The sequence below is a fragment of the Novosphingobium sp. MMS21-SN21R genome, from assembly GCF_031846015.1.
Lineage (GTDB): Bacteria > Pseudomonadota > Alphaproteobacteria > Sphingomonadales > Sphingomonadaceae > Novosphingobium.
In genome coordinates, this window is record NZ_JAVRDU010000001.1 from 2,632,574 (window position 1) to 2,646,172 (window position 13,599).

Here is a 13,599-nt window from a genome sequence, read left to right on the forward strand (position 1 = left end):
ACCCGTCAGAACTGCTTGCGGAACTCGATCTCGAAAACCCGCCCGCGCGGATCGAGGTAGCCCGGCTGATAGCGCAGCGGCACCGCGCCACTATCATCCGTCACCCGCTGCTGCGCGTTGAACACGTTGTCGACCGAGAAAGAAAGCCGCGATCCCTTGAGGAACGGCACCTGCTCCACCAGCTTTGCCTTGCGGCCAAGGTCGGCGAACAAGCGCAAATTGAACGTGGCAATCGGCGCGAACCGCAAGGTGTTCGATCCCGGTGCGCCGCTGGCATCGATGCGCGATCCGCCGGTATAGGTCCCGCTGGCGCGCAAGCCGAACCCGCGATAAAATCCGCCGCCTTCCATTTCCAGCGCATGGCGCGCCACGCCGCTGCTGATGGCTTCGCCCTCAAGCAGGTTCAACACCTGTCCGCCCGGCGCGATCTGCACCGATTGCTGGAACCGCACGGTATGGAACAACGAGAGGTTCCAGCGCCCGCGCCCATCCGAGTTGAACCCGCCCGGACCGCCCCGGCCACCGCCACCCATGCGAGGCCCGCCTTCGCCACGCGGCGGCCCGCCTGCTCCTGCGCCCGGTGGCGACCCACCAGCACCGCGCAACCCTGCCATCGGCCCGCGCTGCGCGTTCGGATCAGGCTTCCCGAAATTTCCCGAAAGATTGAGGCCATAGCGCAACCGGGAACCCTTCTCCTCGGCAAAGGTCACCGCGCTCTGGTCCACCGACACAATCCGCCCAGCGGCATCGCGCACCACCCGCCCCGGAAACGCCGCCTCGACTTCGGACGTCAGCAGCGGAAAACCGTTCGAGGTATTGGTCGACCTGTTGCGGAAGTATTCGGCAATGAACGTCGAGTTCTTCAGGAACGGCAGCGTCCAGTTCACGGCGAACTTCCAGTCGCGCTGGCGCTCCTTGACCAGATTGGGATTGCCGCCGCTGATCACCGTGGCCAGCACCGTCTCGCCGCGCGTAAAATCATAAAGCGACACGTTCTGCGTCACCGTCGTCGGCCCGCCCAGTTGCGTCAATGACGGCGCCGCATCCGCCGCGACATAACTCGCCTGCAGCGTCAGTTTCTCGGTTGGCGCATAGGTCAATCCGCCGCCCCAGTTGGTCAGCGTGCCGAAGTCCGAAAGGCGGTGCACCTCGCCATTGGCGTTCAGCGAAATGTCGCCAACCCCCGCGCCGAAGCCTTCCTTGCGGCTGGTGATCGGCAGGTCGATGCTGAACCCCACCTGCGCATCCCCGCGCTTCATGTTCACCACGCCCGCCGCCGTGCGCGTATCGCTGCTCTCGATGCCCGAATAATTGAACCCGGCCTTCACCGTCAGCCCCACCTCACCGCCCGGCAACCGCAAGGGCCGCCCGCTCACCGTGGCGAGGCTGGTCAGCGAATCCGTCTTCGACAGCGCACTGTCGGCGGCGACATAGCCGTTGTTGTCGATGTTCGTCTTCGTCTCGACATGGCCAGCATCGGCAGTCACCGCCAGAAACCAGTCGCCCAGCGGCTTGTTCAGCGCGGCACCTGCCTGCAGCGTCGTGGTCCGCGTGCGACGGGTCAGCGCCTGCAACGTGCCGGTATCATCCAGGACCACCGTGTTCAGCCCATTGAGCGTGCGCGAATCGTCACGCTGCGCCAGCACGTTGACGCTAAGACCCGCGCCGCCACCAAGCGCCCGTGCCAGCGTGGCGTTGAGCTGCGCCGATTTGGAATCCGCAATCAGCGTGCGATAATCCCCTGCAGCCGCGCGGCTGCCCGCTGCCTGCACGATCCCGCGCTCGGCCTCTGTCAGCGGGCTGGCATCCTCAAGCTTTCCGGTCACATTGATCCGGTTGCCGTTGTCGATGCGGGTCAGCGTCAGTTCCTGTTCCCACTCGGTGAACCCACCGCCGCTGGGCAAGCGCACCTCGGTGTCCGAGCCGAAACTGTTGAAGTTGTCCTTGAGGATGAAGTTGACCACGCGCTGGTCCGGTCGGTAGCCGTATTTCAGCGCCACCTCCTCGGGCAGCACTTCCACCCGGCGGATCGCTTCGGGCGGAAGTCCCCGCATCTCGCGGAAACCTGAAATGCGCATCCCGTTCAGCAGCACGATCGGCGCACCGTCTCCGCGCCCGCGCCCGGATGAGGTCTGCGGCGAAAGCGCGCTCAGCAGTTCCTGGATAGACCCCGCGCCGTAAGACGCGATCGCTTCTTCATCCAGCACTGCAATCGGCGCCTGGGTGGTATCCACCTGCCCCTTGATCCGCGTCGCGATCACGACGATCTCGCCCGCCTGGGCAAAGATCGGATCTTCGTCCCCGCTCGCCGGCGTATCCTGCGCTGCGTCATCTGTCCCGGCGGTCACGTCCTGCGCCATCGCCGGATTGAGCGCCGCCAGGCAGAACGCCATTGCGCCAAGCGAGGCAGCCAGCTTGAATCTCACAGTGCAAACCCTTGTTTCTACTCGCCGGAACACGTCACGGCCTCTTCAACGCAAAGGGTGGCCATGTGGCCCCCGGCAAACAACGGGCATTTGGTATCATTTTGTCGCATTGCAGCATGCTGAACGGCGCGACGCTGCCTACCTGTCGCCCCTTCCCTTTTGCCGATTTGGCGGCTATGGGCGCGTCGCGCGGGGCCTTTTGCCGGTGCTTCGCGCTTGACGCAAAGACCAGCAAGAAGGCTTCCGACCCCGCCGATGGCGAAAGAAGAACTCCTCGAAATGCGCGGCACGGTGGCGGAACTCCTGCCCAACGCGATGTTCCGCGTGCGCCTCGAAAACGGCCATGAAATCCTCGGCCATACCGCAGGCAAGATGCGCAAGAACCGCATCCGCGTGCTGGTTGGCGATGAAGTGCTGGTCGAACTCACGCCCTATGACCTCACCAAGGGGCGCCTCACCTATCGCTTCATGCCCGGCCGTCCCGGTCCGGGCGGCACCTGATGGATTCAGGCTCCACGCCGCTTCTTCCGTCACCCGAACTGGTATTGGCCTCGGCCAGCCCACGGCGGCTTGAACTCCTCGGTCGTCTCGGCATGACGCCCGCGCGCGTCGTCGCCACCGACATCGACGAATCCCCGCTGAAAGGCGAACGCGCCCGCAATCACGCCGTCCGTCTCGCCGCCGAAAAGGCCCGCGCCGCCGCCGCGCTGGCCCCCGGCGCAGTGATCCTCGCGGGCGATACAGTGGTCGGCGCAGGCGCCCGCATCCTGCCCAAGGCCGAGGACGAGGCTACCGCCCGCCAGTGCCTCGCGCTGCTCTCGGGCCGCCGCCACCGCGTCTATTCGGCCATTGCCGTGATCACGCCCGACGGCACATTGCGCGAAGCGCTGTCCGAAACGATCTTGCGCTTCAAGCGCCTTTCCAATGCGGAAATGGACGCCTACATCGCGGGCGGCGAATGGCACGGCAAGGCCGGAGGCTACGCCATCCAGGGCAGTGCAGAAGGCTTCTGCAACTGGCTTTCCGGAAGTCATTCAGGAGTAATCGGCTTGCCCTTGTACGAAACGCGCCGCCTCCTGATTGCGGCGGGCCTCGATGTCCGCTGAATGGCTCTATGAAGCCGGCATAGGCGAAGAACGGGCGATCCTCGTATCGCGCGGCCAGATCCTGTCCGCCCGCATCGAATGGGGCGAGCCCGTTCGCCCCGGCCTGATCGCGCCTGCCCGCCTCGTCAAACGCCTGCACGATGCCAAGCGCGGCATCGTCCGCTTTGAAGACGGCACCGAAGCCTTCATTGACCACCTCCCGCGCGAAGCCACCGAAGGCGTAACCCTCACCGTCCGCGTGGTCCGCGCCGCGATTGCCGAACGGGGCCGCACCAAGCTCCCCGTCACCCGGCCCGCCCCCGGTGAAGCGCCAGTGCCCGCGCCCACCTTGCGCGAAGAGATCGAGGCCACCGGCGCCCGCCTGCGCGCCCTCACCGTCACCAACGACGATATGGCCAGAAATGGCTGGGACGATCTGGTCGATCACGCCCTCACCGGCGAAATCCCCTTTGCGGGTGGCTCGATCATCATCAGCCCTACGCCCGCCATGACCCTGATCGACATCGATGGCACGCTGCCCCCGCTCAAGCTCTCGCTCGCCGCCGTCCCGGTCATCGCCGACGCGCTGCACCGCCTCGACATCGGCGGCTCCATCGGTATCGATTTTCCTTCGCTCGCCGACAAGAAAGACCGCCAGCACATCGACAAGGCGCTGGCTGACGCCCTGATCGACTGGACAGGTGAGCGCACCGCGATGAATGGCTTCGGCTTCATCCATCTCGTCGCCCGCCTCGAACGCGCCTCGCTCGTTGCGCGCTTCGCCCGCCACCGCGCCGCCGCCGCCGCGCGCGCTCTCCTGCGGCAGGCCGAGCGCGTTGCGGAACCGGGCGTGCTGCTCCTCTGCGCCCATCCGCAAGTGCTAGGCGCCATCACGCCCGCATGGGACGCAGAACTCGCGCGCCGCACCGGCCGCATCATCCGCCATAATCCCGATCCGAATCTTGCCCTTTCCGGCGGATTCGCGCAGGCGGTTGCTGCATGACAACTGACGCCACCCGCCCCGTCCGGCGCTGCCCGATCTGCGGCAAGCCCCGCGCGGAAGCCCACAGCCCGTTCTGCTCCACCCGCTGCCGCGACCGCGATCTGGTCAAGTGGCTCGACGAAGGCTACGCCCTCCCCGGCCGACCGGCAGACGTCGATCCCGAAGACTGAAAGCAAGCTGCGGGGAACGGCAAATTTCCTGCGATGGGGGCTTGCCAAGGCGCGCCCGCTTCGCCATAGGCGCGCTTCCAAATCGGCACGGCCCCTTGCAACAAGGCAGGCCGTCTGGCGATGCCCGGGTAGCTCAGTTGGTAGAGCAGCGGATTGAAAATCCGCGTGTCGGCGGTTCGAATCCGTCCCCGGGCACCATTGGCCTGTTCGCCGAACCCCGCCAAAGCTTGAAAAAACCGCAGAAATCTGCCATTTATAGCGTCGGCTTTACCGCTGATGCTCGTTGATGTTCGCCCATATTCGGACGATCTAGGGGGCCTTTGTGGGGGCCTTGTCAAAAAGCCTGATTTGAAAGGCCCCCAAGATGCCCTTGAGCGATTCTGCCATCCGCGCCCTGAAGCCCCGCGATAAGGACTTCCGCGTGGCCGATGAGAAGGGCCTCTACCTTCAGGTTTCGCCTTCCGGTGGGCGGCTATGGCGCATGAAGTATCGCACATCCGGCGGCACGGAAAAGAAGCTGGCATTCGGCGCTTATCCTGAAGTCACGTTGAAGGCGGCTCGCGATCTGCGCGATTATGCCCGCAAACTGCTTGCGGCTGGGATTGACCCAGCAGAGAAAAAGAAGCTGGACCGCCACACCGCCAAGGTTAGCGCCGCCAACTCATTCGCATCCGTCGCGCAAAGCTACATCGACAAGTGCAAGCGCGAAGGCCGCTCCGAACGCACAACCGACAAACAGCAATGGCTGATGAAACTGCTTGACCGCACCATCGGCCAACGCCCGGTTTCCGAAATCCAGCCGTTCGAAATGCTGGAAGCCGTGCGCAAGTATGAAACCACCGGGCGCACTGAAGCTGCACACCGCGCGTTGCAGTTTGCCAGCCAAGTTTTCCGCTTTGCCATCGCAAACCAATTGGCCCCGTCAGACCCAACCCGCGACCTGCGCGGCGCGTTGACCAGCCACAAGTCGAAGCACCACGCCGCAATCCTTGAACCCAAGAAGGCCGGTGAACTCCTGCGCGCGATCGATGGCTATGATGGCCACCCTGTCACGCGCTACGCCCTGCAACTGGCCGCGCTGGTCTTCGTCCGCCCCGGCGAACTGCGCTATGCCGAATGGTCCGAGTTCGACTTCGACGCCAACGTCTGGCGCATTCCAGCCGGGAAGATGAAGGCCCGCGCGGAACACGTCGTGCCGCTGTCACGCCAAGCACTGGACCTGCTGGTTGAACTGCGCGCCCTGACAGGCGATGGCCAGTATGTCTTTCCGTCGATCCGCACACACTTGCGCCCGATGTCAGAGAACACCGTCAACGCCGCCCTTCGCCGTTTGGGATATTCCAACGATGAAATGACCGGCCACGGCTTCCGCGCAATGGCCAGCACGCTATTGAACGAATCCGGCAAATGGTCTTCCGACGCGATCGAACGCGCGCTGGCCCACAAGGACAAGGACGCCGTGCGCGCCGCCTACCATCGCGGCACACATTGGAACGAGCGCGTCGATATGGCGCAATGGTGGGCGAACTATCTGGATACGTTGCGGACTGGGGCGGAAGTAGTGCCTATTGGCGCGGCTCGTCGGGGATAGTTGATCCGCCCCGCTTGCCCCGTTCGTTCGGTCGCGCATACTGGCGGGCATGGCCGAACAATGGATTCCCGCATATAAGGCGTATGAGATCGTCGGCAGTGAACTGCGACTGACGAGCATGTTGCGAGCTGGTCTTCTTAAAGCGAAGGCCGGTATGATAAGCTCGTCGTCTGACGAGTATGCCAGAAATCCGGTTAGGTCTGACTTCTGGCAAACCGACCGATATCACGAGTTTCAAGCCGACTGGCAGTCTGGCTATTGCTCTAACGTCATTGACGGAACGACTGAGGTTTTTCTCAGCGGTCTGACGATTGAGCTAAGTGGCCTTCTTGATTCGGTCCCGGCAGACCAGCGCGGGCTGCTAGCGCGGAGCCTTTCCGTTGCGGGTGATCCCGACTGGATTCCGGCCCTTGAAGCTAGAAATCTGTGTTTTTCAGTAGTGAACCCAATGAGCGCCAGTTCATGGCTAATGGAACAAGCGCGCCTAGGCTTCATCGTCGCCCGCGCCGTAAAAGCGGAAATGAAACGAGCGGGCCATGACGATCATTGCGTTTGGTCCGAACGGGAATGGGATGTGCCGGTCTGGTTTTGGGAGCATTTCACGAAAGGCACCAGTAGTCGCCAGTCTTGGGAAACGGGGCAGTTTTCAGGCCGTGGCCGAAGCCCGAACGGCAGTGGCGAACTTGTCTTAAGCGGTCTCTACTTTCATGCACCAACGCTTCGCCGCATGACAGGGCATACCGACCAAGACCCAACCGACGAACCACAAATCGTCGAAGAGACCGGACGCAAGGGGCGTCGGCCCGGCTATGATTGGTTCGCAGCCACAAGCACCATCTGGGGCAAGCTCTTCCGCAACGAGCTTCAACCGCCACCAGAAAATCAAGCGGACATCGAAAAGGCATTGATTGATTTGCTGCGGGTAGGCGACAAGGAACCGGGCGAAAGCACGGTAAGACCTTACGCCAAGTATATTTTCGAAGAATATGAGAAGCCATAGCGAAAGGCTGGAAATTGAATTTTCGGCCCTATTCCAGCCTTCCCGTCCGACACGCCACCCTGATTCGCTGATGTTCCATTGCACCCGCTGGCACCCGCCACGGTCCAAATGGAGCAACGATTATGGAACGCCTCGCATACTCGATCAAGGAAACTGGCCACGCCCTTAGCTTGGGCCGCACGACGATAAACGCCATGATCGCAGACGGGCGGCTGGAAGCTTTCAAGCTGGGCCGTCGCACGCTTATCAAGGCGGAATCGGTTCGCCGTCTGGTGGCAGGGCAGGAGTAAGGCCGGTGCCTGCCCGCCGGGTAAATCCCTACCGGGTGAAACTGCACCGCGACTACGCCGTGCAGGAACTGGCCGAATGCCTTGGCGTGCACAAGAACACCGTGCGCCATTGGCAGGGCGATGGCCTGAAGGCGATCGACGGTAACCGGCCAACGATGTTCAACGGAAAAGCGACAAGGGCGTTTCTGCTGGCACGCCAGACCAGCCGCAAGCGCCCTTGCCCACCGGGGACGATCTACTGTTTCAAGTGCCGCGAAGCGAAAGCGCCCGCGCTTGGCATGGTGGAGTTCATCCCCGGCAAGGGCACCACCGGCAACCTGACAGCCCTTTGCGAAACGTGCGGCACGATGATGCACCGCCGCGCCAATGCAGCGAAGATTGCCGAGATCATGCCCCGGCTGGCCGTCCAAATCAGGCAGGCCCCTTCACGCCTAATAGAGCGCACCCCGCCCTCCCTGAATTGTGACAAACCGAAGGACTGACAGACCATGGCAAAACACAACGCCGCCAACGCCCGAATCAAGCGGGAATACTTCCAATATCTGAAGGAAGCGGGCCGTCGCAGCGAAGCGTCGATCGATGCCGTGGCAAAAGCGCTGGACCGCTTCGAACAGGCGAACGGGCATAAGGATTTCCGCAAGTTCCACCGCCAACAGGCCGTCGCCTTCAAGCGCAAGCTGGACGAGGAACGGGCCGTGCGCACCGGCAAGCCTTTGAGCCGTGCCACGGTGAACTCGACGCTATCGGTCCTGCGCGCGTTCTTCGTCTGGCTCGCTGGCCAGCCGGGCTACAAGTCGCGTCTTCAGTATTGCGATGCCGACTATTTCAACCTGGCCGAAACCGAAGTCCGCATCGCCAAGGCCGTTCGCTACAAGGCGTTCCCCTCGCTGGAACAAGTTCACCACACCCTGTCCCTGATGCCCTTCTCAACTGACATAGAGAAGCGTAACCGCGCGCTGCTGGCCTTCGCACTGCTGACAGGCGCGCGCGACGGGGCGCTGGCATCGTTCCGGCTGAAGCACGTCGATCTGCAAGATGGCCGCGTCGATCAGGATGCCCGCGACGTGAAGACGAAGGCCAGCAAGACGTTCACGACGTGGTTCTTGCCCGTTGGCGGAAATGCGCTGGAAATCGTGCAGGATTGGTGCACGCACCTGCGCACCGTGCTGCTGTGGAGCGAAGAAGACCCGCTGTTTCCAGCAACCCGCGTGGCGCTTGGCGAAAACGGTGGCTTCGTCGCGGCGGGGCTTAAGCGCGAAGGCTGGACCAATGCCGGACCCATTCGCAAGATATTCGCTGAAGCCTTCGCGGCGGCTGGCCTGCCCTACTTCAACCCGCATTCCTTCCGCGATACGCTTGCCCAATATGGCGAGCGCATTTGTCCCACCGTCGAAGCGTTCAAGGCATGGTCGCAGAATCTGGGCCACGCCCGCGCCATGACCACGCTGACGAGTTACGGCACGATGTCCACGCACCGGCAAGCCGAATTGATCCGGGGCATTGCTGTTGACCAGACCGCAGCGTCGATCGATCCGGCATTGATAGCGCAAGTGGTCGCCGCAATGCGCAACTTGCCCAACCGATCTGGACACTAGCACACGGTTTCGCTAATCCACTTGGACCACCGAAACGCAAATTGGATCGGGCAGACCGCCCGACCTGTTAGCGTGTCGGAGTTTAGTCATGAATACCGTTACAGCCAAGGCCGTCCGCATCATGGCGGAACACTTCAGCAATGGCATCTGGCGTGTCGGTTTGCTGCCACCTGAATCGTTGCACGGCTTCCGAATTAGTTCCGGCTTGTATGCCCGCCTGCAACGGTGGGTGAATCAATACGAAGAATTGGACAAGGCCGAAGGGTATACCGGCGAGCATGCCCTGCCCGGTTGGACGACGTTCAATACAGAAGGTTATGCCATCGCCTTCGCCGTGAAAGCTGAACTGCCGGACTGGCACGTTATCTACGTTGACGAAACGTTGCTTGCGATGCCCTTTCGGACCTTGGCCAATATTGAGATTCCGTCGAAGCTGAATTAGCGCCGATCGAAAAACAGTGCGCGTTGGAACAGGAAAACCTGTGGCGGTATAAACCGTATTGCCCGACGAATGACTCGGCCAGTGCCCTAAAGGCTCCCGAACAGCGGCAACCCGATCCGGTCCGCGTCTGCCAGCGTCGGAAAGAACCGGGGCGGGTCGTCGTCTTCGAGCAAGTGCGGCACCGCCCCGTCTTCGCGCAAGCGCCGGTCGAGCGGTAGTTGCACCGCGCCCTTGGATTTGCGCTGGAACACCGCCTCGTTCCAGCATGGCACCAGCAATTGCCGCCAAGCAGGACCGACTAGCCGCTCGTAACAGAAAATGAACTGGGGCAGACCCTTGAGGCGTTTCCAGCGAAGATCGACCCGCGCCATGCCAAGCAAACCGCCGAAAGCCAATCTGCGCTCGCGCTGGCCTTCAAACCCTTTGGCGGTGCAAGCGCGCAGTTCGAACACGCACTTGTAGGCGTCGAGCCGTTCCAACCGTTCGGCGTCGGACACGGTGAACGGGACGGGCTGGTTCCCGGTCAATTCCTGGGTATTGAGTGGCGGCACCAGACCCGGCACGAAATACATGGCATAGGCGATGAAGCGCCGCGTTGGATGATCGAACGCGGCGAAGCGCTCGATTTCCTGCGCGCCATTGGTGGCAATGCTGTCCAGCACCCTTGATTTCATGCGGACAGCTTAACCGTAGGGGCTGGCACGGCAAGGCTGCGCTGCTAGGCAGGACGCTAACCCCTTGGCGGGGCGGCTATGGCACTGCTAAGCCTCTCTTAAATCAGGGGCGGACCGCGTGCAGCTTTTCAATAACAAGACCATCAATCGCCATGTCCTGCGCGCCGCAGCGCCAGACGCTGCCAAGCTGGAAACCCTGCGCCAGTGGGGTGAAACCATCCGCGACCGCTCAATTGAAACGCAGAAGGAAACCGCCCTTCACGGCAATTTCAAACAGCGGATCATTTGCGAAGTGCTGGGCTATCAGGACTTCAACGATAGCGGCAACTGGACCGTAGATGTCGAAGCGCAGATTGGCGCGGGTTCGGTTGACCTTGCCTTGGGGCATTTCAACAAGGGCGAACGCCGAATCATCGCCCCGTTCGAACTGAAGGGCGCGAAGACCCGCAATCTTGATGCCATCATGCCGGGACGTGCGAAAACCCCGGTGCAACAGGCTTGGGAATACGCCAGCGATAATGTCGGCACCAAATGGGTGCTCGTGTCGAACTATCTGGAAATCCGCCTCTACAGCTATGCCGAAGGGCGGCAATTCCACGAAACCTTCGATCTGGCGAAGCTGCACGATCCAGCCGAATATCAGCGGTTCATGCTCCTGCTGTCTGCGGACAACCTGCTGACAGGCCAGACGCTGGCCCTGCTGGACGAAAGCCGCAAGGAAGACCGCGACATCACTTCGCGGCTCTATAAAGATTACCGCGCACTCCGAAGCGACCTTATCGGCGCGGTGCAATCCGCCCTGCCCGATGGCGACCCGCTGGAATCCATCCGGCTTGGCCAGACCATTCTGGACCGCGTGCTGTTCATCGCATTTGCCGAAGACAACGGCCTGTTGCCTGATAACAGCCTGCTGAACGCCTTTGAACACAACGACCCCTATCATCCCAAACCCGTCTGGCAGACGTTCCTGGGCCTGTTCAACGCGATTGACCGGGGCAACGACCAGTTGAAGATTCCCCGCTACAACGGCGGGCTGTTTCATCCAAACGCAGTCATCGACGCGCTGCTGGTGCCTGACCATATCTGCGCAGGCTTCAAGCGGCTGGCCGAATATGATTTCGCCAGCGAGATTTCCGTCACTGTTCTGGGCCATATCTTCGAACAGTCTATTGCCGATGTCGAACAGCTGCAGGCCGAAGCGCGCGGCGAAGCGCCGGTTGAAAAGAAGGCCACCGGCACCAGTGGGCGGCGCAAGCGTGATGGCGTGGTCTATACGCCCGATTACGTGGCGCGCTTCATTGTGGACCAGACGCTGGGCGCGCACTGCAAGGAGATCTTCGCAGGCATTCTTGGCCAGTATGCTGCCAAGGGCGCGAAGGCTGATGACGATCCGATTGCTTGGAAATCGGGCAAGGCCGAAAAGCAGGCGTGGGCCGAATATCGTGACCGTTTGACAGCCTTGCGCATTGTCGATCCGGCCTGCGGTTCGGGCGTTTTCCTCATCATGGCGTTTGATTACCTGAAGGCCGAACTCCAGCAGGTGAACACCAAGCTGGCCGAACTTGAAGGCAAGGGCATGGCGGGTAGCCTGCTGGACCCTGACAGTGAAATCCTGACGCACAACCTGTTCGGCGTGGACGTGAACAGCGAAAGCGTGGAAATCGCCAAACTGAGCTTGTGGATCAAAACCGCGCGGCGCGGCAAGGTGCTGGACAGTCTCGACGCCAATTTGCGCGTTGGTGACAGCCTTATCGAAGACAGCAGCTACGCCTATCGCTCTACCGGCTTCGAATGGAAAACCGCCTTCCCCGACATCTTTGCGGCGGGCGGCTTCGATGTCGTGCTGGGTAATCCGCCGTATGTGCGGATGGAACTTATCAAACCGATGAAGCCGTGGCTGGAAAAGCGCTATGAAGTGGTTTCAGACCGGGCCGACCTTTACGCCTACTTCTTCGAACGCGGGATCAAGCTGCTCAAACCCGGCGGACGGCTGGGCTACATCAGCAGTTCCACCTTCTTCAAGACCGGTTCCGGCGCACCACTGCGCGATTTCCTGCGCAACAAGGCGACGCTGGAAACTGTTGTGGATTTTGGCGACCACCAGATTTTTGAAGGAGTCACGACTTATCCCGCCATCCTGACGATGAAGGCAGGTGGCCCACCGCAGGGCCATGATCTGCAATTCTGGAAGATTGGTGAAATGCCAACCGACAGTTTTGCCGATGCCTTTACGGACGCCGCCAAGCCCTTCCCACAAGAGGCGCTTGAACGCGGATCGTGGGAGTTGGAAGGGGATGCCCTGCGCGCGCTGAGAGCTAAAATCATAGCGGACAAGCCAACCTTGAAAGACGTTTATGGCTCCCCGCTTTACGGGATCAAGACCGGCCTTAACGAAGCCTTTGTAATTGACACGCCGACGAAGGAAAAGCTTTGCCGTGACGATCCTCGTTCAGCCGAACTGCTGAAGCCCTTTTTGGAAGGTAAGGACTTGAAGCGCTGGCGTGCTGAACCGCGCGGCCTTTGGATCATCTACATTCCGAAGAACAGAATTAGGATTGACGATTATCCAGCTATTCGGGACTGGCTGCTGCCCTACAAGACTAATTTAGAAAAACGGGCAACGAAGCAAGAATGGTTCGAGCTACAGCAGGCGCAAGAGGCATTTGCACCTGCAATGGACGGCAAGAAGATAGGCTATATTGATATGGCCATGTCCCCTTCGTTTTCACTTCAAAACAAATCAGAATATTACGCAAACACAGCCTATTTTATCCCGACGGATGATACTTTCCTGTTGGCCGTTCTCAACACTCCAATTGGCTGGTTTGTGTGGGGCGGCTTTGCAGCCATTGCCAGAGGTGGAGTGCGACGGCTGTTCACGCAGCACATCGAAAAGACGCCTATTCCCGCTGCCAACAATGAGCGAACAGTGGAAATCGGCACACTCGCAACATCTGCGCAGGCGGCGGCAGAAAAGCGCTACACCCTCCAGCAATCAATCGTCCGCCGCATTCCCGACCTTGCCGCCGACCCGGCCAGTGCCAAACTGACAACGAAACTCAAGGAATGGTGGAACCTGCCAGACTTTGCGGCCTTCCAGAAGGAAGTCGAAAAGGCGTTGAAGGGGCGGATACCGCTGAAGGAACGCAACGAGTGGGAGAACTGGATTTCCACCACCCGCGCCGAAATCCACGCCCTCACAGCGGAAATCGCGCGTCTGGAAGCGGAGATCAACGCCAAGGTCTATGACCTGTTCAACCTGACACCGGATGAAATCGCTCTGCTGGAAGCCAACGTCTAGTCTGGCGGATGCAGGCCATTCC

Annotated in this window: 13 protein-coding genes and 1 tRNA gene; 12 read left to right on the forward strand and 2 right to left on the reverse strand. The window is 61.2% G+C overall.

Translation table 11 applies throughout. The annotated features are described in order from the left end of the window. Positions 1-5: 5 nt before the first annotated feature. Complete coding sequence (locus RM192_RS12600; RefSeq protein WP_311507906.1) at positions 6-2,426, reverse strand: TonB-dependent receptor; 2,421 nt, start codon at positions 2,424-2,426, stop codon at positions 6-8. A 255-nt stretch (positions 2,427-2,681) separates the two neighbouring features. Here RM192_RS12600 and infA point away from each other — a divergent pair, with 255 nt between their 5' ends. From infA to RM192_RS12655, 11 genes are all read left to right on the forward strand, one after another. Continuing rightward, positions 2,682-2,927, forward strand: a complete 246-nt coding sequence (infA, locus tag RM192_RS12605; RefSeq protein ID WP_311507907.1) for a translation initiation factor IF-1 — start codon at positions 2,682-2,684, stop codon at positions 2,925-2,927. Next, a complete protein-coding gene (locus tag RM192_RS12610; RefSeq protein WP_311507908.1) occupies positions 2,927-3,532 on the forward strand; it encodes a Maf family nucleotide pyrophosphatase in 606 nt (201 codons plus the stop codon). The genes infA and RM192_RS12610 overlap by 1 nt, the downstream gene beginning before the upstream one ends. Further along, entirely contained in the window at positions 3,522-4,514 is a 993-nt protein-coding gene (locus RM192_RS12615) for a ribonuclease E/G (RefSeq protein WP_311507909.1), read from the forward strand. Before RM192_RS12610 ends, RM192_RS12615 begins: the two co-directional genes overlap by 11 nt. Next, positions 4,511-4,684: a DNA gyrase inhibitor YacG gene (yacG, locus tag RM192_RS12620; protein WP_311507910.1), complete on the forward strand. Its 174-nt coding sequence runs from the start codon at positions 4,511-4,513 to the stop codon at positions 4,682-4,684. The genes RM192_RS12615 and yacG overlap by 4 nt, the downstream gene beginning before the upstream one ends. Positions 4,685-4,806: 122 nt before the next feature. Continuing rightward, positions 4,807-4,882, forward strand: a tRNA-Phe gene (locus tag RM192_RS12625). Between the two features lie 166 nt (positions 4,883-5,048). Next, positions 5,049-6,275 (forward strand): integrase arm-type DNA-binding domain-containing protein, encoded by a 1,227-nt coding sequence (locus RM192_RS12630; protein ID WP_311507911.1) that lies wholly within the window; start codon positions 5,049-5,051, stop codon positions 6,273-6,275. Positions 6,276-6,324: 49 nt separating this feature from the next. Then, the gene (locus RM192_RS12635; protein WP_311507912.1) at positions 6,325-7,275 is read left to right on the forward strand and encodes a hypothetical protein; all 951 of its coding nucleotides are present in this window, start codon (positions 6,325-6,327) and stop codon (positions 7,273-7,275) included. A 122-nt stretch (positions 7,276-7,397) separates the two neighbouring features. Then, positions 7,398-7,565 (forward strand): helix-turn-helix domain-containing protein, encoded by a 168-nt coding sequence (locus tag RM192_RS12640; protein WP_311507913.1) that lies wholly within the window; start codon positions 7,398-7,400, stop codon positions 7,563-7,565. Positions 7,566-7,570: 5 nt separating this feature from the next. Then, the gene (locus tag RM192_RS12645) at positions 7,571-8,047 is read left to right on the forward strand and encodes a hypothetical protein (protein ID WP_311507914.1); all 477 of its coding nucleotides are present in this window, start codon (positions 7,571-7,573) and stop codon (positions 8,045-8,047) included. Positions 8,048-8,053: 6 nt separating this feature from the next. Next, entirely contained in the window at positions 8,054-9,160 is a 1,107-nt protein-coding gene (locus RM192_RS12650) for a tyrosine-type recombinase/integrase (RefSeq protein ID WP_311507915.1), read from the forward strand. An 88-nt stretch (positions 9,161-9,248) separates the two neighbouring features. After that, entirely contained in the window at positions 9,249-9,602 is a 354-nt protein-coding gene (locus RM192_RS12655) for a hypothetical protein (protein ID WP_311507916.1), read from the forward strand. Between the two features lie 86 nt (positions 9,603-9,688). Here RM192_RS12655 and RM192_RS12660 read toward each other — a convergent pair whose 3' ends face one another. Beyond that, positions 9,689-10,276: a hypothetical protein gene (locus tag RM192_RS12660; RefSeq protein WP_311507917.1), complete on the reverse strand. Its 588-nt coding sequence runs from the start codon at positions 10,274-10,276 to the stop codon at positions 9,689-9,691. 118 nt (positions 10,277-10,394) lie between these two features. Here RM192_RS12660 and RM192_RS12665 point away from each other — a divergent pair, with 118 nt between their 5' ends. Beyond that, entirely contained in the window at positions 10,395-13,577 is a 3,183-nt protein-coding gene (locus tag RM192_RS12665) for an Eco57I restriction-modification methylase domain-containing protein (RefSeq protein WP_311507918.1), read from the forward strand. Positions 13,578-13,599: the final 22 nt, after the last annotated feature.

Excerpts from the sequence above, each read along its gene's own strand:
- RM192_RS12635 (WP_311507912.1), top strand. The coding sequence starts at position 6,325 with ATGGCCGAACAATGGATTCCCGCATATAAGGCGTATGAGATCGTCGGC.
- yacG (WP_311507910.1), top strand. The coding sequence starts at position 4,511 with ATGACAACTGACGCCACCCGCCCCGTCCGGCGCTGCCCGATCTGCGGC.
- RM192_RS12660 (WP_311507917.1), bottom strand. The coding sequence starts at position 10,276 with ATGAAATCAAGGGTGCTGGACAGCATTGCCACCAATGGCGCGCAGGAA.
- RM192_RS12650 (WP_311507915.1), top strand. The coding sequence starts at position 8,054 with ATGGCAAAACACAACGCCGCCAACGCCCGAATCAAGCGGGAATACTTC.
- RM192_RS12610 (WP_311507908.1), top strand. The coding sequence starts at position 2,927 with ATGGATTCAGGCTCCACGCCGCTTCTTCCGTCACCCGAACTGGTATTG.
- RM192_RS12630 (WP_311507911.1), top strand. The coding sequence starts at position 5,049 with ATGCCCTTGAGCGATTCTGCCATCCGCGCCCTGAAGCCCCGCGATAAG.
- RM192_RS12615 (WP_311507909.1), top strand. The coding sequence starts at position 3,522 with ATGTCCGCTGAATGGCTCTATGAAGCCGGCATAGGCGAAGAACGGGCG.
- RM192_RS12640 (WP_311507913.1), top strand. The coding sequence starts at position 7,398 with ATGGAACGCCTCGCATACTCGATCAAGGAAACTGGCCACGCCCTTAGC.
- RM192_RS12655 (WP_311507916.1), top strand. The coding sequence starts at position 9,249 with ATGAATACCGTTACAGCCAAGGCCGTCCGCATCATGGCGGAACACTTC.
- infA (WP_311507907.1), top strand. The coding sequence starts at position 2,682 with ATGGCGAAAGAAGAACTCCTCGAAATGCGCGGCACGGTGGCGGAACTC.